This window comes from Streptomyces sp. CNH287 (genome assembly GCF_000424825.1).
The window spans coordinates 234,508-254,471 of record NZ_KE384253.1 but is presented as its reverse complement, the minus strand read 5'-3'; the positions used below and the strand labels follow the sequence as shown (position 1 = coordinate 254,471).

The 19,964-nt window shown below is 74.3% G+C and carries 19 protein-coding genes; 13 read left to right on the top strand and 6 right to left on the bottom strand.

What is annotated here, in order from left to right; genetic code table 11:
* Positions 1-12 precede the first annotated feature (12 nt).
* Positions 13-1,386 carry a hypothetical protein gene (locus H299_RS0130610; protein WP_158692415.1) on the bottom strand — a complete coding sequence of 458 codons (1,374 nt, stop codon included), beginning with the start codon at positions 1,384-1,386 and terminating at the stop codon, positions 13-15.
* A 173-nt stretch (positions 1,387-1,559) separates the two neighbouring features.
* Positions 1,560-2,102 carry a DOMON-like domain-containing protein gene (locus H299_RS0130605; protein WP_158692414.1) on the bottom strand — a complete coding sequence of 181 codons (543 nt, stop codon included), beginning with the start codon at positions 2,100-2,102 and terminating at the stop codon, positions 1,560-1,562.
* 300 nt (positions 2,103-2,402) lie between these two features.
* Between H299_RS0130605 and H299_RS0130600 the strand changes: the two genes are divergently transcribed.
* From H299_RS0130600 to H299_RS0130555, 10 genes are all read left to right on the top strand, one after another.
* Positions 2,403-2,594 carry a lysine biosynthesis protein LysW gene (locus tag H299_RS0130600; RefSeq protein WP_027751547.1) on the top strand — a complete coding sequence of 64 codons (192 nt, stop codon included), beginning with the start codon at positions 2,403-2,405 and terminating at the stop codon, positions 2,592-2,594.
* Entirely contained in the window at positions 2,591-3,475 is an 885-nt protein-coding gene (locus H299_RS0130595) for a RimK family alpha-L-glutamate ligase (RefSeq protein WP_027751546.1), read from the top strand. Before H299_RS0130600 ends, H299_RS0130595 begins: the two co-directional genes overlap by 4 nt.
* Before the next feature lie 75 nt (positions 3,476-3,550).
* On the top strand, positions 3,551-4,195 hold the full coding sequence (locus H299_RS0130590; protein WP_027751545.1) for a hypothetical protein: 645 nt from the start codon (positions 3,551-3,553) through the stop codon (positions 4,193-4,195).
* Complete coding sequence (locus H299_RS0130585; protein WP_027751544.1) at positions 4,192-5,511, top strand: aminotransferase class I/II-fold pyridoxal phosphate-dependent enzyme; 1,320 nt, start codon at positions 4,192-4,194, stop codon at positions 5,509-5,511. Before H299_RS0130590 ends, H299_RS0130585 begins: the two co-directional genes overlap by 4 nt.
* Positions 5,504-6,544: an N-acetyl-gamma-glutamyl-phosphate reductase gene (argC, locus tag H299_RS0130580; RefSeq protein ID WP_027751543.1), complete on the top strand. Its 1,041-nt coding sequence runs from the start codon at positions 5,504-5,506 to the stop codon at positions 6,542-6,544. Before H299_RS0130585 ends, argC begins: the two co-directional genes overlap by 8 nt.
* Positions 6,541-8,484 (top strand): M20/M25/M40 family metallo-hydrolase, encoded by a 1,944-nt coding sequence (locus H299_RS37105; protein ID WP_078513167.1) that lies wholly within the window; start codon positions 6,541-6,543, stop codon positions 8,482-8,484. The genes argC and H299_RS37105 overlap by 4 nt, the downstream gene beginning before the upstream one ends.
* The gene (locus tag H299_RS37100; RefSeq protein ID WP_486587495.1) at positions 8,481-9,371 is read left to right on the top strand and encodes a 1-deoxy-D-xylulose-5-phosphate synthase N-terminal domain-containing protein; all 891 of its coding nucleotides are present in this window, start codon (positions 8,481-8,483) and stop codon (positions 9,369-9,371) included. The genes H299_RS37105 and H299_RS37100 overlap by 4 nt, the downstream gene beginning before the upstream one ends.
* Entirely contained in the window at positions 9,368-10,321 is a 954-nt protein-coding gene (locus H299_RS0130565) for a transketolase (RefSeq protein ID WP_027751542.1), read from the top strand. Before H299_RS37100 ends, H299_RS0130565 begins: the two co-directional genes overlap by 4 nt.
* Positions 10,318-11,634, top strand: coding sequence for an amino acid permease (locus H299_RS37095; protein WP_051262996.1), 1,317 nt, complete (start codon positions 10,318-10,320; stop codon positions 11,632-11,634). Before H299_RS0130565 ends, H299_RS37095 begins: the two co-directional genes overlap by 4 nt.
* Before the next feature lie 93 nt (positions 11,635-11,727).
* Entirely contained in the window at positions 11,728-12,504 is a 777-nt protein-coding gene (locus H299_RS0130555; RefSeq protein ID WP_027751541.1) for an SDR family oxidoreductase, read from the top strand.
* 84 nt (positions 12,505-12,588) lie between these two features.
* Here the strand turns inward: H299_RS0130555 and H299_RS40060 are convergent, their stop codons facing one another.
* Positions 12,589-13,230, bottom strand: coding sequence for a helix-turn-helix domain-containing protein (locus H299_RS40060; protein WP_051262995.1), 642 nt, complete (start codon positions 13,228-13,230; stop codon positions 12,589-12,591).
* Positions 13,231-13,458: 228 nt separating this feature from the next.
* Between H299_RS40060 and H299_RS37090 the strand changes: the two genes are divergently transcribed.
* The gene (locus tag H299_RS37090; protein ID WP_037761470.1) at positions 13,459-16,716 is read left to right on the top strand and encodes a BTAD domain-containing putative transcriptional regulator; all 3,258 of its coding nucleotides are present in this window, start codon (positions 13,459-13,461) and stop codon (positions 16,714-16,716) included.
* A 64-nt stretch (positions 16,717-16,780) separates the two neighbouring features.
* On the opposite strand, the gene H299_RS0130540 is transcribed toward H299_RS37090, so the two are convergent.
* The 3 genes from H299_RS0130540 to H299_RS37080 all read right to left on the bottom strand — a co-directional run bounded on the left by H299_RS0130540 (position 16,781) and on the right by H299_RS37080 (position 18,226).
* Complete coding sequence (locus H299_RS0130540; RefSeq protein WP_027751539.1) at positions 16,781-16,984, bottom strand: hypothetical protein; 204 nt, start codon at positions 16,982-16,984, stop codon at positions 16,781-16,783.
* A 259-nt stretch (positions 16,985-17,243) separates the two neighbouring features.
* The gene (locus H299_RS37085) at positions 17,244-17,489 is read right to left on the bottom strand and encodes a tautomerase family protein (RefSeq protein ID WP_037761468.1); all 246 of its coding nucleotides are present in this window, start codon (positions 17,487-17,489) and stop codon (positions 17,244-17,246) included.
* A 341-nt stretch (positions 17,490-17,830) separates the two neighbouring features.
* Positions 17,831-18,226, bottom strand: coding sequence for a hypothetical protein (locus H299_RS37080; RefSeq protein WP_051262993.1), 396 nt, complete (start codon positions 18,224-18,226; stop codon positions 17,831-17,833).
* Positions 18,227-18,384: 158 nt separating this feature from the next.
* Between H299_RS37080 and H299_RS0130525 the strand changes: the two genes are divergently transcribed.
* Positions 18,385-18,999, top strand: a complete 615-nt coding sequence (locus H299_RS0130525) for a TetR/AcrR family transcriptional regulator (RefSeq protein ID WP_027751538.1) — start codon at positions 18,385-18,387, stop codon at positions 18,997-18,999.
* 19 nt (positions 19,000-19,018) lie between these two features.
* The gene (locus H299_RS0130520) at positions 19,019-19,831 is read left to right on the top strand and encodes a hypothetical protein (protein ID WP_027751537.1); all 813 of its coding nucleotides are present in this window, start codon (positions 19,019-19,021) and stop codon (positions 19,829-19,831) included.
* Positions 19,832-19,964: the final 133 nt, after the last annotated feature.

Here is a 19,964-nt window from a genome sequence, read left to right as displayed (position 1 = left end):
CGGGGCGGCACGTCAGCGGAGAGGGTAGACGATCACCCGGTGGTCCTTCTGCGGGAAGATGCCGTGGCGGCCGGCGATCATCGTGGGCACCTGCGTCCCCTCGCGCAGCGGCTTGGCCGCACCCTTGGACAGCAGTACGGTGACCGGAGTGCCGGAGCGCGTCCCGTACGCCGAGCCGTCCTCCGCGTCGACGCCCGCGAGGGGAAGGGCGGCGCGGCCCTCGGCGGTGGAGCAGTAGGCCTTCTTCTCCTTGAGCTGGAAGGCGGTGCTTCCCACCGTCAGGTACGTGCCGCCGTCGCTCAACCGGGGCCCGCCGCCTGCGCCGTCCCGCCCGTGCGCTCCGGAGTCGGCCTCGCACGGCGTCGCCGCCTCGACTTCTCCGGTCCTCGCGTCCTGCAGTGCGATGACGTGGCCACCGCCGGTCCGGGCGGTCCACCGGGAGACGATCCGCCCGCCCAGATAGGCCACGATCGAGGCGTCCCCGTCCGCCCTGGCACCGGCGGGCCGGTGGTCGTCGCTGTGCCAGCCGCCCGCACCGCCCCGCCAGTACGCGCCGCCGCCGCCGACCAGCGGACCGTGCGGGGTCATCGCCTCGATCCGCGGGGCGGCGCCGCAGTCGGCCGCCGGACCCCCGCAGGCCGCGGCCCCCGCCGGGGCCGCGAGATCCGAGTCCTTGAGGGCCGTCCGCCTGCCGGTGACCAGGTCCACCGCGAAGGCGCGCGCGCCCTGCTGCACGAAGGCCAGGCCGTTGTCCTGGACGGCGTACCCACCGGGCCGGACCCTTCCGGGTACGTCGATGATCCGCGCGGTCCGGCGCGTGCTCCGGGACGCCACCGGATACACGGCGAAGCGCGTGACCTCCTTCGCCTCGGCCGCGCCGTCGCCCGCCAGCTTCCCCGAAGCGCCCACCACGGCGTAGTCCTTGCCGTCCCGGCTGGTCATGAACATCTCGGGCTTGAGCCCCGGTCCGCCCGAACCGGCCACCGGGGTCTCGACCTTCTCGCCGGTCCAGCGCCTCGTCCCGGAACGGAGGTCGCGCGCCTCGACGCGTAACGCCCCGCCGGCCGTGCCGGCGCGGAAGACCAGCGCACCCGCGTGCGGCGCGTGGAGCGGGGCGACGGGGGAGTCCTGGACGACCCAGCCCCTGGTGGTGTCGAAAGAGGGCGGGACCCGTATCTCGGGGGCCTGCGGCGCGTCCTGGCCGCTCCCGCCGGAGCCGCCGCGGCCGGAGCCGCCGCCCACCTCCTGCCGACCGCCCTTGCCGCTCTCGCGGCCTTCGTCCTTCGGGCCGTCACCCGCGTCGCCGGAGCCCCCTCCGCACGCGGCGAGCAACAACGCGGCCGTCGCGGTCGCCACGGCGACGGCCGCCCGAACTCTCGCTCTCACTGGTGAACCCCCCAGATCACGCGGTGTCGCGGATTCGCCGGCACCGCTTGGGCGAGTGGGCACCGGGCCGGGCAGGAGACCCGCACGCGCCTGGCGCGGCTCACCTCGTCCGCCCCGCCCCGGGCGGCCCTCCGTGTGCACGGGGGACGTTACGGGATTCATGGCTCACGCATTCACGGCTTGAGGAGGAAACCGGCGGGATCATGGAAATCGGGCTTCGGCCCCGCGTGCTTCAGCGCCCAGTAGCTGAGTTCGCCGCTGTCGTCCTCGACCACGGCGGCCGGCGTCATCCCGCCCGCGTACGGCAGCCCGCGGAGGTCTGCGCGTACTTCGACCTCCAGGCGGTCCTCCGCACGCGCGACACGGATTTCGGGAGGCTGCCGCGGATTCACCCGGTCCAGGTTCTCGTGGTAATCCTCGAACGCGTACAACGCCCATTCCGTGGACGGCGAGGCATTCAGCTCGTAGTAGGCCGGAGCACCCGCGGCCCGGCGGGCGAACATCTCGAAACAGGTGTGCTGCCACAGCCCGTCCGCACGGCGGGGCGTACGGCTGACCGGTATGCGGAGCCGGGACAGATCCGCGTCCAGCACGTACCGCAGGACCAGAATTCCCGGAGCCGGTTCGGTGAGGCGCACGTCGAGCGCGCGCACGAGGCCGGCCGGGGGAGGAGAGAAGGGCTTCAGCGGGACACTGCACGGAAAACGTAAGGACATGGCGCGGGATTCTACCGGCCGGGAATTCCCTCCGCCGGGCCGGGACCGCGTCGACTTCCGTGCCCGGATATCCCGCCCGTGTGCATGCACGCCGCACCGGGCCGCGTCCTGCTGACGGATATCGGCGTTCGCCGGGGCTCCTGCCGCGAAGACGGCGGCAGCCGCCGGGTACGTAGTTCCGTAGTGCGCCCGCGGCCCGCTGAACCTAACTTCGTGAGTACCGGAGCAGCGGCCGGACCCACCAGGACCGGACCGCGCTGCGGCGGACTTCCCCGCAGAAACCGAACGGAAGGGTAAAGCATGCCGACCATCGTCACCACGACCGTAGCGTGCCTTGTATGTGACAGCGCCCTGGACGTCGAGAGCGGATCGGAGAAGGGCGAGATCCTCGAGTGCGGCACGTGCGGTCAGGAGCACGAGCTGACCAGCGCGTCGGAGAGCGGCTACGAGGTCTCCCTGGCCCCCGAGGTCGAGGAGGACTGGGGCGAATGAGCACCGCAGCCACCGATGTCCTGCTGTCGGTGACGGTGCTGCGCCCCGACGAGCGTCGGCTCCTGGACGCCCTGCGCGCCCAGGGGCTGACCGCCCGTCCGGTCCTCCCACCCGACCTGGCAGAGGTCCTGGCGGACGAGGGGCAGCGGCCACGGTTGACCGTCCTGCGCAACCTGTCGCACCGCGAGGCCATCGGCACCGCCCGCCGCCTGGAACAGGCCGGGGTCCCCACGCTGAACAGCGCCTCGGCGATCGAACTCTGCAACGACAAGGGCCTGCAAGCCCTGCTGTTCGCCCGGCTGGGCATCCCGCACCCGGCGACCCGGCACGCGTTCACCTACGAGCAGGTGCACCAGATCGCGACCGGCTTCGGCTGGCCCGTCGTGGTCAAGCCCGTCTCCGGCTCCTGGGGGCGCGGGGTGACCCGCCTCTCCCACGAGGAGGAACTGGAGGCATGGACCGGCGGACGGGAGTCCGCGGACGCGGCGGGGAAGCTCTTCCCCGTCCTGGTGCAGCGTTACGTCGAGAAGCCGGGGCACGACCTGCGCGTCGTGGTCGTCGGGGAGGAACCCGTCGTCGCCATCCGCCGGAAGTCCGACAACTGGCGCACCAACACCCACCTCGGCGCCCAGGTCGAGCGGGTCGACCTCACCGGCGGCATGCGGCGGCTGTGCGCCCAGGCCGTCGCCGCGCTCGGCCCCGGCTTCTACGGCGTGGACATGATGGAGGACCGGCGCACCGGCGAGATGACGGTCCTGGAGGTCAACGCCAACCCCGAGTTCGCCCGTTCGTCCGAGACGCACGGGGTGGACGTCGCCGGACTCTACGCACGCCACGTCGTCGGGCTGCTGGACGCGGCCCGCCCGGCGCTCGCCGTCTGAACCGGCACCCCACTCCACCGCGCCACCCCGTGCGGGGCCGCCGGGAAGTGCCACTCACAGATCGAGGAGACGCTCATGGAAGCGCACGACACCGCGCTCGTCCTGACCCGGGTCCTGACCTCCGGCATCGTGATGAGCATCGAGAAGAACGACAAGGAACTGCCCTCGCTGGAACGGTTTCTGACGAAGCGGAGCGGACGTCTCAAAGCGGTCCTGGTCAACAGCCGGAGCGCCGCCGTGCACGCGGCGCTGACCGGCCAGGGCATCGGCCACGGCGACCAGGCCGTGCTGCCCGCCGGGCTCGGCGACCGCCTCCGCGCGTTCGTCGGCTGGCTCGGCGTCCAGGAGGCCCCCGCGCCCGCCTCCGCACCCGCCTTCGACCTGCTGACGCTCACCCCCGAGAACGCCGGCGACCTCGCCCGGTCGGCCGCACAGTCCGCCGCGCCCGCCCTGGTGGTCGACCTCACCGGTCTCGGCTTCGGGCCCGCGGCAGCGGTGCTCACCGACGACGAGCGGATCTGGGCCCGTGCCGAACGGCTGAAGATCTTCGGCGCCTTCGACCTGCGGACCATGTGGACGCAGGAGGAGGCCGAGCCCGGGATGGCGCCGGGCGTGCAGTTCAACTACCGGCTCAGCCCCCTGGTCGCCGCGTGCGCCCGGATGGCACTCGCGCAGGCCGGCTCCCGTACGCCCGCGACGACCGGAGGCACCCCCCGATGATCACCGACTTCCCGGCCTCCCCGCTGGCCCTGCCCGACCCGGACGAGATCACGGCCGAACTGGCCGAGTTCGGCGGCGCGGCGATGATCCCCAAAGAGGTGCGGCGCACCGTCTTCCCGGTGATCACCAAGGAGGACGTCTTCACCATGCTGCTCGCGCAGCGGTCCGACCCGGACAAGGTCGTGGCCGCCTTCGCCGAGGAGTACCGGTCCTACGTCGGCGCGCACCGCGCCCTGCCGACCGCCAGCGGAACCTCGAGCCTCCACCTGGCGCTGATCGGCGCCGGCGTGCGGCCCGGCGACGAGGTCATCGTGCCCGCGTTCACCTTCATCGCCACCGCGCAGGCCGTGGTCGCCGCCAAGGCGGTGCCGGTCTTCGTGGACGTCGACCCGCTGACGTACTGCATGTCGGCCGAGGCGGCCGAGGCGGCGGTCACCGAACGCACCCGGGTGCTCATGCCCGTCCACGTCCACGGGCTGCCCGCGGACCTGGCCGCCCTGCGCGAGGTCGGCGACCGGCACGGGCTGGCGCTGGTGGAGGACGCCTCGCACGCGCACTCCGCGAAGATCGGCGACCAGGTGTGCGGCTCCCTGGGGGACGCCGCGGGCCAGAGCCTGATGGCGGACAAGAACTTCCCCCTCGGCGGCGAGGGCGGCATCGCCTTCTTCGGCAGCGACGAGGCCCACCAGCGGGCCGCGGACTTCCTGGACCGCAACGGCATCGACTACGGCATGTCCTGGGTCGCCGCGGCGTTCGGGGCCGCCCAGCTCAAGCGGCTGCCGTACTACGACGCGATCCGGGCGCGGAACGCCCGTCTGCTGGCCGCAGCGCTGCGCGAGACCGGGCTGTTCACCCCGCCGCACGTGCCACAGGGCCACACCCACGCCTACAACATGTACCGGATCGGCCTGGCCCCGGAGGCGGTCGGCCTGGCGGACCTGCCCGTGTGGGCGGTCAAGGAGGCGGTGCACGAACTGCTCACCGCCGAGGGCGTGCCGGCCCGCGAGTGGCAGAACACGCCGATCCCCTGCCACCTCCCGTTCCAGGAGCGCACCGGCTTCGGCAACGGCTACCCCTTCACCCTCAACCCGGCGGCGGTACGCGACCACCGGCCGTCGGACTTCCCGCACATCGCCGCGATGCTGGAGAGCACCGTCGTGCTCTGCCGCGAACTGCGCTCCCCGGTGGAGTACGAGCGGGTCACCCGCTACGCGGACGCCTTCCGCAAGGTCGCCGCACGCCCCGACGCCATCCGCAAGCTGGTCGCCGCACGCGAGTACGTGCGGCCCTACGAGAAGGCGGCCCGCCTTGGCTGACAACGACCGCATACGCGTGGCGGTGCTCGGCGCCAGTGGCTACACCGGCGGCGAACTCGTCCGGCTGCTGCTGGGACACCCGCGCGTCGAACTCGCCTACCTCTCCTCCGAGCGCAACAGCGGGCACCTCATCTCCTCCGTGCTGCCCGGCATCCGCAACCACCCCGGCGCCGCCCGGCTGCGCTTCGGCCCGCTGGAGGCGTGCGACGAGGTCGACGTGGCCTTCGCGTGCCTGCCCACCGGCTCACTGCCCCCGCTGATGCCCAAGCTCTCCGAGCGGGCCGGGCGGGTGATCAACCTGGCCGGGGACTTCCGGCTCACCGACCCCGGCCAGGCCGCCCTGCACTACCCGCAGTCGGCGGAGTGGACCGACGCCTTCGAGTACTTCGTACCGGAGTTCTCACCCCCGCCCGGCGACGCCCGGTTCCTCAACCTGCCCGGCTGCATGGCCGTCTCCACGCTCTACGCCCTCCAGCCCATGGTGGCCGCCGGACTGGCGGCCGGAGACGTGGTCGTCGAGGCCAAGACCGGCGCCAGCGGCAGCGGCAACAAGTCGACCGAGCACCCCGCCGAGCGGATCGGCAACTTCCGGGTGCACAAGCCCTACGGACACCGGCACGCCCCGGAGATCGCCCAGGCGCTGCGCACCTTCGCCGGCCGCGCGCCCGAACTGCGCTTCTCCACCTTCAGCCTGGACGTCTCCCGGGGCATCCTGGTCTCCGCCTACGGGCTGCTGCGCCCGGACGTCTCCCGGCTCGACGTCAAGCGCGCCTACGGCACCGCCTACGCGCGCAGCCCCTTTGTCAAGGCGCGCTCCCAGCTCAGGACTCCGGCGGACTTCCCGATGCTCAAGAGCGTGGTGGGCTCCAACATGGCGGAGGTCGCGGTCGCCGTCCGCGGCGACCAGTACGTGGCCGTCACCGCGATCGACAACCTGATCAAGGGCGCCGCCGGACAGGCCGTGCAGACCCTCAACCTCGTCCACGGATTCGACGAGTCCACGGCCCTGCCCTTCACGGCGGTGACCCCGTGAGCGCGCGCCCGCTGTACGTCATCAAGGTCGGCAGCAGCACCCTGCTGCATCCGGCGATCTTCGCCGAGATCGCCGCCGTGCACGGCCGGGGCGCCCGCGTCCTGGTCGTCGCCGGCGGGGCCGAGGGCATCGCACGCCACTACGGCCACCTCGGCCGCACGATGCCCTCCCTCACCCTGCGCAACGGTGACACCGTGCGCTACTGCCCGCCCGGGGAGATGCCGCACATCGCGGACGCCTACCTCCAGGTGACCCTGCCCGACGTCGAGGCCGGGCTGACCGCGCACGGCCTGCGGGTCCTCACCCGCCTCGCCGCACACGACGGGCTGGTCACCGGGACCGTCAACAAGCCGCTGCGGGTCACCGAGGACGGCCGCTCCAAGGTGGTACGGGACCACCGCGCCGGCACGGTGGCCGCGGTCGACGCCCAGCGCCTCGCCGTCCTGCTGGACGCCTACGACGTGGTCTGCCTCTCCCCGCCGGTGCGCGACACCGAGGGCGGCAGCGACCTCAACGTCGACGCCGACGTGCTCGCCGCCACCCTGGCGAACGCGCTGGACGCCGACCACCTGCGCCTGGTCACCGGGACCGCCGGAATCCTCACCGACCCCGCAGACCCGGCGTCCACGCTGCGCGACGCCTTCCCCGGCACCGCCGGCGCGTACGCGGGCGGCCGGATGAAGCAGAAGGTGCGCGCCGCGGAACTGGGCCTGCGCGGCACCGCCGACGTCGCGGTGACCGGACCGCACACCATGGACGACCCCGCGGGCTGGACCCGCTTCTGGGCGGCCGGTGAGCCCGCGGAGGACCTCGCGCTGCTGAGCCGGGCGACGCAGATCCCCTCCACCTCGTACGACGAGCACGAGGTCGTGCGGTACCTGGTGGGGTGGTGCCGGGAGCGCGGCATCGAGGCACGGGCCGACGAGGCGGGCAACCTGGTCGCCGAGCGCGGCGAGGGGCCGCGCACCCTGCTGCTGCTCGGGCACGCCGACACGGTGCCGTTCCACTGGCCGGTGCGCTGGGAGGCCGCCACCGGGCCGGACGGAACGGACGGGCCGGACGCCGTACTGCACGGGCGCGGCAGCGTGGACGCCAAGGGGTCGCTGGTCGCCTTCCTGGAGGCGCTGGCGGACGCGACGGTCCCGGACGGCTGGCGGCTGCGCGTCGTCGGCGCGGTGGAGGAGGAGGTCTCCTCCTCCAAGGGTGCCTTCCACGCCCGCGACCACTACCCGGCCGACGCCGTCGTGGTGGGCGAACCCAGCGGCTCCGGCGCCCTGACGCTCGGCTACTTCGGCCTCTTCAAGCTGCGGGTGACCGTGACCGTACGCAGCGGTCACTCGGCCGGCTTCCAGGCCCGCTCCGCGCCCGACCACCTCACCGACGCCCTGGCACGCATCCGGGGGGCGGTGCTGAAGGAGGCCGACGAGGCGCTGAGCGCGGTCATCGACCTCGCCAGCTCCGCCGGCGCGGAGAGCCAGACGGCGACGGCGATCCTCAACTTCCGGGTGCCGCCGATGGCCGACCTGGACGCGCTGCGCGCGGCGGCCGAGGACGCGGCCGGCGAGGACGTCACGCTCACCGTCCTGCGGGCCACCCCCGGCTACGCCGGAGGCCGCGCGACCCCGCTGGCCAAGGCGTTCGGCCGGGCGCTGAACCGCAAGGGCATCCGCCCCCGATTCCTGCTGAAGAAGGGTACTTCGGACATGAACACGCTGGCGACGACCTGGCGCGGCGTCCCCATGGTCGCCTACGGGCCGGGGGACGCGGCGCTGGACCACACGGCCGAGGAGCACATCGGCGCCGCCGAGTACCGCCGGGGCCGCGCCGTACTGCGGGAGGCGCTGACCGCCTTCTTCGACCTGGCCGCCCCGGCCGCCCCGGCAACTCCGGCCGCCCCGGCCGGTCAGGACCGCGCGCACGCCCGGGGAGGTGCCCGGTGACCACCTCCGTCCCGGAGGCCGTCCGCCCCGGCCTCGTCCTGACGCCCTTCGCCCCGGCCGCCCCGGCTCCGCCGGTCAGGCCGCTCGCGCTCGCGCCCGCCGCTCCGTCGGCCTCCGTACTCCGCGCACGCGCCCTCGCCGCCCGCCGGCTGGTGATCGACATGGCGGCCACCCCGACCGGCTGCCACCTCGGCGGGAGCCTGTCGGTGATGGACATCCTGATCGCCGCCCTGGACCGCACGGCCGCCGACGACGACAGCGAGGTCGTACTGAGCAAGGGCCACGCCGCCGCCGGACTGTACGCCGCGCTGCACGTCACCGGCATCCTCGGCGAGTCCCCGGTGGCCCACTACGGCGCCGCGACCCACCACTTCACCGGCCACCCGGGCCCCAGCGTGCAGGGCGTCCGCTTCCCCACCGGGAGCCTCGGCCACGGCGCCCCGTACGCGCTCGGCTGGGCGCTGAGCCGACGGCTGGCGGGCACCCCCGGGCTGGGCATCGCCGTCCTGGGCGACGGCGAACTCCAGGAGGGCCTGGTCTGGGAGACCTGCCAGGTCGCGGCGGCCCAGCGGGTGGGGAACCTGGTCCTCGTGGTGGACCGCAACGGCGGTCAGAACGACGGCATGGTCGCGGACATCTCCCCCGCCCCCGAACTGGCCGCGCGCTTCGGCGCGTTCGGCTTCGAGGTCCGCGAGGTGGACGGCCACGACGTGGCCGCGCTGCGGGAGGTCTTCGAGCCGGACCGCCGCGGAGCTGACCGGCCGCTGGCCGTCCTCGCCGACACCGTCAAGGGCAAGGGCCTGCGCCCGGTGGAGGGCAAGGCCGCCTCCCACTACGTGACCATCGACGCCGCCCGCGCCGCCGCCTGGAAGAGGATCGTGCGATGACGCTGCCCGGACGCACCGCCTACCGCGACGAGCTGGCCGCCCTCGCCGCCGACGACCCCCGCATCCTGTGCCTGGAGGCCGACCTCGGCGGCCGTGCCCACCCCTTCGCCGACCGGTTCCCGGACCGCTTCTTCAACGTCGGGATCGCCGAGGGCGCGATGATCGACATGGCCGCCGGGCTGGCCGAGGGCGGCTACCGGCCCTTCGTCTCCACCTTCGCGCCGTTCGCCGCGCTGCGGGCCGCCGAGAGCCTCAAGCTCGCTCTGGGCTACCTGGGCGCGGGGGTCACCGTGGTGGCGCCGTACGCGGGGGTCTCCGGCGGCTGGTTCGGCACCACGCACCACTGCCTGGAGGACTTCGCCGTACTGCGCGCCATCCCCGGCGTGACGGTGGCCGCCCCGTACGGGGAGGAGGAGATGCGGGCCGTCGTCCGGCGGGCCGCGCGCTCCGGGCAGCCGCACTACATCCGCACCGGCCGGAACGCCGCCCCGGTGAGCCTCCCCTGGGAGGGCACCGAAGCGCCCGTCGTCAACTGGGACGACGCGGGCGCCGTCCGGGGCGGCACCTGCCTGGTGTCCGTCGGCGAGGTCGGCACCGGCCTCTGCCTGGCGGTGCGCCGGGCACGGGCGGACCTGCCGCACGCGCACCTGTGCTTCGTCGACCAGCCGCACCTGGAGCGGGCCGCCGCCGAATTGGCGGCACGCTACGACCGGTTCGTCGTGGTCGAGGAGCACCGGCCGGCCGGCAGTGTCGCCTCCGCTCTTGCCCTGCTGCTCCCCGGCAGGGAGGTGCGGTCGCTCAACGCGGGCGAGAGCTGGCCGGTGCACGGCGGCAGCCACGAACAGGTACTGGACGAACTCGGCCTCAACGAGGCGGCGTTGTGGAGGGCCCTGGCGCCCGACGCGGAAGGGCCGGGGAGCACTCCGGCCCAGAGGGAGGAAAGGCCATGAGCAACCACCGGATCGGACTGGCACAGGGCACCGCGATCTACGTCGGGGCGATCCTGGGCGCCGGCATCCTCGCCCTGCCCGCCCTGGCCGCCGAAGTGGCCGGACCCGCCTCGCTGCTGGCCTGGCTGGCGCTGCTGGTCTTCTGCGTGCCGGTCGCCACCAGCTTCGCCGCGCTCGGCGCCCGCTACCCCGACAGCGGCGGCGTGGCCACCTTCGTCTCCAAGGCGTTCGGGCCGCGCGCCTCGGGAGCGGTCGGCTACTGGTTCTACTTCGCGCTGCCCGCCGGGGCGCCGGCCACGGCCTACGTCGGCGGCCAGTACGTGGCGCACACCCTGGGCGGCGGCCAGCGCGTGACGCTCCTGGTGGCCGCGGTGCTGCTGCTGGCCGCGTTCGGCAGCAACACCGTGGGGCTGCGCATCTCCGGGCGCCTCCAGCTGATCCTGGTCGGACTGCTGGCGGTGCTGCTGCTGATCGCGGTGATCACCGCGCTGCCGCACGCCCGCACCGAGAACCTGACCCCGTTCGCGCCGCACGGCCTGGGCGCCGTCGGAGCGGCGGCCAGCCTGCTCTTCTTCACCTTCGCGGGCTGGGAGGCGGTCACCCATCTCTCGGGCGAGTTCCGCGACCCGGCGCGGGACCTGCGGCGGGTCACCCTGATGACGCTCGCGGTGATCGCCGTGCTCTACCTGGGCCTCGCGCTGACCTGCGTGCTCGTACTCGGCCCCGAACTCGCCAGTACCAGCGCGCCGTTGACGCTGCTGCTCCAGCAGGGCACGGGCTCCGCGGCCTCCGCCGTCACCGCGGTGATGGCCCTGCTGCTGACCTTCGGCACGATGAACGCCTACCTGGCCGGGGCCTCCCGGCTGGGTGCGGCCCTCGCGCGGGACGGCGTACTGCCCGCCGCCCTGGCCAAGGGCCACCGTCCGGGCGAGGTGCCGCGCCGGAGCCTGGCGCTGCTGTTCGGGCTCAGCTCCCTGGTCTGCCTCTTCGTGCTGGTGACCGGTACGCAGCTCGGGCCGGTCATGCTGGCGGCCTCGGCCTGCTTCATCGCGGTCACCGTGGCCGGCCTGCTGGCGGGCGTACGGCTGCTGCCGCGCGGCAGCGCGGTGTGGTGGGGCGCGGTGCTGGCGGCCGTGGTGATGACGGTCGTCCTGGTCTTCTCCGGGTGGTTCCTGCTGCTTCCGCTGGTGCTGGGCGCGGTGGCCGTCGGCTGGTCCGTGCGGACGTCGCGGCGCCGTTCGGCCGCACCGGCTCCGGCGCGGGCGCCCCGTACGCCGCAGGTCCAGGTCGCGGAGGTGGCGGACACGGTCTGACACACGCCGGGCCGGGCCTGGCACATGCCGGGCCCGGGGCAGGGGAAGAGCGGAGAGCGGAAGCGTGCACGCGGCGGCTGGAGGGATGTACCGATGGATCTCGGGTTGAGCGGACGGGTCGCGATGGTGGCGGCCGGGACGAGCGGTATCGGGCTGGCGGTCGCCCGCCGGCTGGCCGCGGAGGGCGCCGCGGTGTCGGTCTGCGGACGTTCCGCGGACCGGCTGCGGGAGGCGGTGGCCCTGCTGGAGAAGGAGGGCGGGAGCCCGGTGCACGGCGCGGCCGTGGATGTGACCGACCACGCGGCCCTCGAGGGCTGGGTCGGCGAGGTGGCCGAGCGGTTCGGCGGACCGCACGTGGTGGTCGCCAACGCCGGGAGCCCCGCGGAAGGGGGCGCCGGGCGGTTCGGCGTCGCGGACTACCGGACGGCGGTCGAGCTGAGCCTGCTCTCCGCCGTCACCCTCAGCCGCGCGGCGCTGCCGCGCATGCGCCAGGCGGGCTACGGGCGGGTGCTGTTCGTGACCTCGCTCTCCGCCAAGCAGCCGATCGAGGGGCTGGCGCTGTCCAACACCTTCCGCCCGGCGGTCGTCGGCTACGCCAAGTCGCTGGTGCACGAACTCGCCTCGCTCGGCGAGGGGTCGGTCACGGTGAACGTGCTCGCCCCCGGCATGACCCGTACGCCGACGCTCCAGGCGTGGGCCGAGCAACTCGACGGCGGCATCGAGGGGTTGTGCGCGGACATCCCGATCGGCCGGCTCGCGGAACCGGAGGAGGTCGGCGCCGCCGCCGCCTTCCTCGCGTCCGCGCCCGCCGGGGCGATCACGGGAACGGTCCTGCCGGTGGACGGCGGGGCCACCCGGGGTCTGCTGTGAGCGTTCCGCCGCGCCGCGAGCGGCCCGGGCCCGGCCGGTCTCTCCGGACCCGCCGGGCCACGGCCGCTCGCGTGCACGGCCGCTCTACGCGGCGGGGCGGCCGTGCAGCGCGACGGCGAGCTGGGCGCGGCGGCTGATGGCGAGCTTGCGGTAGATCCTGGTGATGTGCTGCTCCACCGCCCGCGAACTGACGCCGAGGCAGGCGGCCATCTGGCGGTTGGTCATGCCGTCGAGCATCATGCGGCTGATCCGCGACTCGTGGGCGCTGAGCGCCTCGTCGGCGAGCGGCGGCGCGGCGGCCCGGTCCCGCACGGCGGCGGCCGTCGCCGGTCCTCCTGCCGGGCCCGGGCCCGTGCCCGTGCCGACGGCGGTGAACGCCGCGTTGCCCCCTCCCGCCGACGTGCCCGGCCCCGCGTGGGACGGCCCCGCGTGGGACGGCCGCTCCGGCGGCCCGGCGTGGTGCCAGCTGGGCCCGTCGCCGAGCTGGCGTGTGCGGATGTCCACCACCAGGCTCTCGTGCACGTACGGATCGCCGCCCAGTAAGCGGCGCAGCGCGGTGGCGTCGTCCACCTGCACGATCAGGGTGTCGCCGGGCCCCTCGGCCCAGACCCCGCCGTAGAGCAGGACCCGGTCCCGGGCCATCCGCCGCCAGTACGAGTGGTGCCGGGGCCGGGTGCGTCGCAGGTGGGCACCGTCCCGCAGCCGCCGTTCCACCAGGTACTTCATCGCTGCTCCCGTCGTGGGGGACGTGCGGGCGGGGTCCGAGCACCCCGCCCTCCTGAGGTGCAGACTGCGGCGGCGCACTCCCGCCCCGGTCCCGTTCCGGTACCTGCCCCGCGAAAGTGTCCGGGAAGTCACTCACTGTGCGCACCCGCCCCGGTGGTTAAATGAAATCCGCGCAGGGCGGCGTGCGCGTGGTCGCGGGGGCACCTCTGAGCGGCGTGAAGGGGGAACGTGCGGGAAGTGCGGCTGGCCCGGTTCAACATCCTCGGAAGCCTTGAGTGTCTGACGAGCGACGGGGTGCAACTGCCCTCCGGCGGGCTGGTGCAGGAACGGGTTCTGGTCGCGCTGCTCCTCTCCCCGGACCGCGTACTGCCGGTCAGCCGGCTGGTCGAGGCCGTGTGGGACGAGGAGCCGCCGGCCACCGCCGCGCACCAGGTGCGCAAGGCCGTCGCCGAACTGCGGCGCCGCATCCCCGGCGGCCGGGCCCTGATCGTCACCGAGGGGCCGGGCTACCGGATCGCCGTCGAGCCGGGCCAGTTGGACCTGACCGCCTTCTTCGACCTGGTCCGTGTGGCCCGCGAACAGGCGGCGGACGACCTCCCCGAAGCCGCGGTCGACACCCTGCGCGAGGCTCTGGCGCTGTGGCGCGGGCCGGTGCTCGTGGGCTCCGGCGGCTCGGTGATCGCGGCGGCCTCGGCGGCCCTGGAGGACCGGCGGCTGGCGGCCCTGGAGCTGTTCTTCGAACTCCGGCTGGGCCTCGGCGAGGTCGGCGATCTGGTCGGCGACCTGCGCGACCTGGTCGCGGCGCATCCCTTCCAGGAGACCCTGTGCGGGCAGCTGATGCTGGCGCTCTACCGTTCCGGGCGCCAGTCCGAGGCCCTCGCGGAGTACACCCGCGTACGCAAACTGCTCGCCGACGAACTGGGCGTGGACCCGGACGGGCGGGTGACCGCGCTGTACGAGGGAATCCTGCGCAACAGTCCCGAACTCGCCACTCCGCCGCGCCGCAGGCGAAGAGCCGTACCGGCCGGTCCGCCCCCGGCCGGTACCGAGCCCGCCCCTGACGCAGCCGCAGCCCGCGCCGGGACCGGCGCGCACACCGCAGCCCGCCCCGCGGCTCACCTGGCAGCCGACGCACCGGCCGACGCCGGGCCCGGTGCCGCCGCTGGCACCGCGGCCGGCACCGCGGCTGACCCCGCGTCGCACGCCCCGTCCGCCGGCGCCCGCGTCGTCCTGGCGTCGGGGCCGTCCCACGAACCGCACCGCTGCACGCTGCCGTACGACCTGCCCGACTTCACCGGCCGTGACCGGGAGCTGGAGCAGTTGCTGTCCGACCCGGACGGGCCCGACGGCCGGCGCGGCGCCCGCATCATGGCGATCGACGGGATGGGCGGGAGCGGCAAGACCTCGCTCGCCAACCGGGTCGCCCACCGGCTGGCCGGCCAGTACCCGGACGCGCACCTCTACCTCGACCTGCGCGGCCACACCCCCGGCGAGGCACCCCTGCCTCCCGGCGCCGTCGCCGAGGGACTCCTGCGCATGCTCGACGTCCCCGGCGAGCGGATTCCGGACGACGAGGCGGGCCGCATCGCGCTGTGGCGGACCACCGTGAAGCAGTACCGGCTGGTGCTGTTCCTGGACAACACCATCGACAGCGCCCAGGTTCAGCCGCTGCTCCCGGCGTCCGCCGACGCCCTCGTACTGATCACCAGCCGCGCCCGGCTGATCGACCTGGACGGCGCCGAGTGGATCTCCCTCGGCGGGATGCCCCCGGAGGACAGCACGGCGCTGGTCTCCCGCATGCTGGGGGAGGAGCGTACGGCCGCCGAACCGCAGGCCGTCGCCGAACTGGTCGAACTCTGCGCCCACTTACCCCTCGCGCTGCGGATCGCCGCGGCCAAGCTGCGCAACCGGTCCCGGTGGACCGTGCAGTACCTGGTGGAGCGGTTGGGCGACGAGACCCGGCGGCTGGACGAGCTGCGTTCGGGTACCCGCGGCGTCACCGCCACCCTGAACCTGACGTACGAGGGCCTCAGCCCGACGCACCAGGCCGCGTTCCGGCTGCTCGACAGCCACCCGGGTGTGGAGTTCGACCCGTACTGCGCCGCCGCGCTGCTGGGCACCGACCCCGGCGCGGCCGAGGACGTCCTCGAACACCTCCTCGACACGCACCTCATGCAGCAGTACGAGACCGGCCGCTACGTCTTCCACGACCTGGTGCGCAGTTTCGCCAAGTGGCTCCGGGGCCAGGCGGGCGAGGACCCGTCAGAAGTCGACCAGCACGCGGTGGAGCGGCTGCTCGACTACTACGTGGCCGCCACGGAAGCGGCCTGCGACCTCGCGTTCCGAGGGCGGGCCCCGTTCAGCCGGGCACCGGAGGACGCCCCGCGCGCCGCCGCCGCGCTGCCCGCGCTGCGCAGCCCCGTACGGGGGCGGCAGTGGCTGGACCGGGAGGAGGAGAACCTGCTGGCGGCCGTCACGCTCGCGCGCCGCCGCGCGTTGCACGGGCATGCCGCGGAACTCGCCCGCAACGTCGTCTTCCAACTCGACGGCCGGGGGCGCTTCGAGGAGTTCCGCGAGGTCGCGGGCATCGGCGTCGCCGCCTCCCGGGAGGTGGGAAACCAGTACCTGCTGGCGCTGAGCCTGTCCAACCTGGCCGTCGCGGACTGGAAGCTGGGCAGGTTCGTCGAGGGGCTCACCATGGCGCAGGAGAGCCTGGAGCTGTCGGTGCGGCTGCGGGACCAGCGGGGCGAGGCGAAGAGCACCGGGATGCTCGGGCTGCTGCTGGCCACGCTGGGCCGGTTCGACGAAGCGCTGCCGCACCTGGAGCAGTCCATAGCCATCAAACGGGAGCTGGGCGCTCCGCGCGCCGAGGCCGAGTCACTGACGAACCTCAGCTCCCTCTTCGAGCACATGGGCCGGTACGCCGAGGCTGCCGCCGCCGCTCAGCGCTCCGTCGAACTCAACCAGCGCATCGGCGCCCGGGAGAACGAGATCGTCGCGCTGACCGACCTCGCCCTCGCCTTTCTCGGCCTCGGCCGGGACGACGACGCGCGCGGCTGCCTGGACCGGGCCCTTGGGCTGTGCGACGAAGCGGCGCCGCTGGGCGACAGCGCACTCGTCTTCGCCCTCTCCGCCAAGGTGTGGCACGGCCGGCGGGAGCTCGAACGGGCGGCGGCGCACGCGGCGCAGGCGCTGGAGCTGACCCGCGGCAGCTGCGCCCCGATCAGGCAGGCGGCCGTCTGGAACATCCTCGGCGGTCTCCGCCTGCTGCGCGGCGACTACGAGGAAGCGCGGGAACTGCACTGCGAAGCGCACCGCATCGCCTCGGCGATGGGCTACCGCATCGAGATGGCGCGCGCCCTGAAGGGGACGGCCGAGGTGCTGGCGGCGCTCGGCGAGGACGCTGCCGCCGACGCCCGCCGGGCCGAGGCGGCCCAGCTGCTGAACGCCATGAACGCTCCGGCGGCCGAGCACCGCGACGCCTGACCCCGACGTGAGGTGCGCGCGGTGCGGGTGGTGCCCGCTCGGGCCACCGCCGCGGGCAACCCGCTCAGTTCGCGAAGGCCGGGCCCTCGCCCGAGCCCGGGGTCGGCGCCACGATCGCCGGTCCCTCGCCGGAAGCGAGCACCTGGCCCGCCGCGTGCCGGCCGCTGCCCGCCGTGTGCCCCCACACCGCCTGCGCCGCGACACTTCCGGAGGCCGCGAGCACGACCGTCGTGAGAACCCCGGCCGCCTTGTACCGCATGCTGTTCATCTGGTGCCCCCTCGTTGAATGACTTGCGACAGCCATCAACCTGTCGGCAGTCGTTCCCGGACGAGTACGGGCTCGATACCGCCCGGATACCCCGGGTGCGGGAATCCGGCGGGAACCGGGCCCGCTCGGCGGCGGACCCGGCACACCGGCTCCTCCCGTACGCCCGCGCAGCGGCTCGCGCGGTCGGTACGGGGGCGGCGGGCAGGCGCGGCGGGTCCGGCTCCGGGCCCGGGTCCGGAGCGGGGCCCGCCGGCACGGCTCACCAGGGGCTTCCCTGCCCCAGCCGCATCTCGTCGAAGCCGTTCGCCTCCGGGTGCACGGCACCGGGGAGGTCCTCCTCCCGCGCGCCCGAGGGGTGGCCGGGCTCGCAGTCCCGCACGATGACGGTCACCTCTTCGAGGGAGCAGCCGGTCACCCGGGAGGCGGTGGCGGCCAGTTCGGACGCGAGGTTCGTCCGGCGCTCCTGGTCGTTCCCCTGCCGCCAGTCGACGGTGATCACAGGCATGATGAGGCTCCTCATGGGGCGTGGGGCGACGGACGGTGCTGATCCGTATCCGCCGCGACGGCGGACCGAGGCGAGAGCCTGGTCCGGATTGCCCGCCACCGTCCCCGCCCTTGTTCCCGGACCGTTCCTCCCCGAGTCCCGCGGCGCACGTACGGCGGCGCCATCCGCGTCGGACTTCCTGTTCCGGCCGGGCCGCGTTCCTCGGTAGCGGCCCGGCCGGACCGCCCCACCCGGAGGTGTTCCTGCCGCCGACGGCCGGCGCGGCGCCCGCACGCCGGGCTTGCGGTGCTCCCGCGCGGCGCTCCGGGCACCCCGACCACGCCGTGCCTGGCGGCCACGTACTACGGGACGACCGCAGGCGAGCCGGTGGCGCCGAGGCGGGAGGCGTGGTCGACCACCGCTCTGCCGCAGGCGGCGAGAACCGCCGGTATCGGGTGCTTGAGCCGGTAGAAGACGCCGCTCAGGCCGCCGCCCAGGCCGCCGCCCAGGTCCTCACGCCAGGCGCTGTCCGGGGATCTCAGGCAGCGGGCCGCAGGCGCTCGGGCCGCCCACATCGCCGAACGCCCCGCCCAGGCTCCCGCATTCGGCGACGGCGGCCCGGGCCGGCTCGGCGGCATCGCCCTCACGGGCGCCGGGGACGACGGCCGCCGCTCGGCCGCGAGCCCCTCGGCCACGGCCCTGCCGCTCCCGGAACCACGCCAGGTGACGAGGACGGCCTTGTCGATGAAGCGCTGCATGGGGCGACCTTCCCGCTCGTCCGGACGGCTGCCTCGGACCTGCACAGGCAGCCTTCATCACACGACACGTATCGTGTCGTTTCTCTGTCAGGGAGTCTGCGCGCCCGGACCTGCATTTGTCAACACGACCCGTGTCGTTTCCGTAGTACGCTGGAGCCATGCCCGAGCAGAGCGGACTTCAGCAGCCCGACCCCCGGCGGCGCAGCGAGAAGAGCCGCCGCGCGATCCTCGACGCCGCCCTGGACCTGTGCGAGGAGCAGGGGTACGGCCCGGTGACCGTCGAGGCCATCGCCGCCCGGGCGGGCGTCAGCAAGAAGACGATCTACCGCTGGTGGCCCTCCAAGGGCGCCGTCGTCCTGGAGGCGGTGGACGACGCCGCCAATCCCGCCGCCGGCTTCCCCGACACGGGGGACCTGCGCGAGGACTTGGCGACGCAGCTGGAGGGCCTGCTGCGCGGCCTGCTGGCCGACCAGCGCACCGGCCGCGCGCTGAGCGGGCTGATCGCCGACACCCAGCACGACCCCGCGCTGGCCCGCGGCCTGGACGAGGAGCTGATCCAGCCGCGGGCCGACGAGGCGCGCGCCCGCCTGGCCCGGGCCCGGGCGCTGGGGCAGATCCACCCCGAAGCGGACGCCGAACTGGCCATGGAGCTGCTGTACGGGCCGGTCTACTACCGGTTGCTCCTCCACCAGGGGGACCTGCACAGCGGCGAGGAGATCGCGACTCTCGTCGACCACGTGATGCGTGCCCTGGCTCCGCCCGGCGCGCCCTGATGGCGGGGAAGGCAGCACGATGATTGTCGACGCCGGTCTGTACCTCTTCGACCACCGGCGGTACCAGGAGGAAGTCGTACCGGCCATGCGGCGGCTGCACGCCGACGGGGCGGTCGAACCGGCCTGGGAAGCGCTGTGGAGCGGAGGGCAGGTACGGGCCACGCCCTTCCCGCGCTTCACACCGTACCTCCGGGGCCTCACCTCCGGCTTGATGGCCGAGCGCGATCTCGCGGGCGAGCTGCCCGCGGAGTTGTACCCGCGTCCCGCGTCCCGCCCCAAGCGTCGACCGCGGCCCGGGGCGGGCCAGTTGGTGCCCCCGGCCGGGGACGGGGGCGCGCCGCCGCCGGACCGCGACGGCTGGCCGGCGCTGTGCGCCCTCTTCCAACTGGCCGTCGAGGCGACATGCGTGGGCGGCGGCGTCTTCATGGGAAACGCGACGCTGCCCGGTTCCCTCCTCGCCTGTGCCGGAGCCCCGGAGGTCCTGAGGCACGATCCGGACGTCGGCACCCTGCTGGAATGGCTGGAGAGCCGGGGTGACGCCTGGCGGCAGGCCGCCGTCGACGGCGTCGAGGGCATCTACGGCTGGCTCGACCCGGACGAGACGTGGCTGCTGGCCGCCGTGCTCGACGGCGTACCCCGGCCGCCGGCCGAGGCGACCGCTCCCGAGACCGAGCACGCCCGTGCCGCCGGGTCAGGGGCGTGCACCGACGGGAACGGCTGCCCGCTGCTGCTCGCCTCCCTCCGCGCCCTCGCGCGGCGCGCGACCACGGAAGGGCGGGGCCTGCTGTGGGGGCTGGACGTGAACTCGCCCGCACGGGCGCGACCCGCGTAGCCCGCCCGTACGGCACCGAGCGCCGACTCGCGCCGCCGAGTGGCGCGAGCCAGCCTGACAGCTCGTCAACTGCTTGTTTCTTCACGAGTGTCGTCCGTGCCTGCGGTGTGATCCGCGAGCGTCCGCCGGGCAG

Excerpts from the sequence above, each read along its gene's own strand:
- H299_RS0130540 (WP_027751539.1), bottom strand. The coding sequence starts at position 16,984 with ATGAACAGCATGCGGTACAAGGCGGCCGGGGTTCTCACGACGGTCGTG.
- H299_RS37080 (WP_051262993.1), bottom strand. The coding sequence starts at position 18,226 with ATGCAGCGCTTCATCGACAAGGCCGTCCTCGTCACCTGGCGTGGTTCC.
- H299_RS0130555 (WP_027751541.1), top strand. The coding sequence starts at position 11,728 with ATGGATCTCGGGTTGAGCGGACGGGTCGCGATGGTGGCGGCCGGGACG.
- H299_RS37095 (WP_051262996.1), top strand. The coding sequence starts at position 10,318 with ATGAGCAACCACCGGATCGGACTGGCACAGGGCACCGCGATCTACGTC.
- H299_RS0130605 (WP_158692414.1), bottom strand. The coding sequence starts at position 2,102 with ATGTCCTTACGTTTTCCGTGCAGTGTCCCGCTGAAGCCCTTCTCTCCT.
- H299_RS0130520 (WP_027751537.1), top strand. The coding sequence starts at position 19,019 with ATGATTGTCGACGCCGGTCTGTACCTCTTCGACCACCGGCGGTACCAG.
- H299_RS40060 (WP_051262995.1), bottom strand. The coding sequence starts at position 13,230 with ATGAAGTACCTGGTGGAACGGCGGCTGCGGGACGGTGCCCACCTGCGA.
- H299_RS0130585 (WP_027751544.1), top strand. The coding sequence starts at position 4,192 with ATGATCACCGACTTCCCGGCCTCCCCGCTGGCCCTGCCCGACCCGGAC.
- H299_RS0130590 (WP_027751545.1), top strand. The coding sequence starts at position 3,551 with ATGGAAGCGCACGACACCGCGCTCGTCCTGACCCGGGTCCTGACCTCC.
- H299_RS0130525 (WP_027751538.1), top strand. The coding sequence starts at position 18,385 with ATGCCCGAGCAGAGCGGACTTCAGCAGCCCGACCCCCGGCGGCGCAGC.
- H299_RS0130600 (WP_027751547.1), top strand. The coding sequence starts at position 2,403 with ATGCCGACCATCGTCACCACGACCGTAGCGTGCCTTGTATGTGACAGC.
- H299_RS37085 (WP_037761468.1), bottom strand. The coding sequence starts at position 17,489 with ATGCCTGTGATCACCGTCGACTGGCGGCAGGGGAACGACCAGGAGCGC.
- H299_RS0130565 (WP_027751542.1), top strand. The coding sequence starts at position 9,368 with ATGACGCTGCCCGGACGCACCGCCTACCGCGACGAGCTGGCCGCCCTC.
- H299_RS0130595 (WP_027751546.1), top strand. The coding sequence starts at position 2,591 with ATGAGCACCGCAGCCACCGATGTCCTGCTGTCGGTGACGGTGCTGCGC.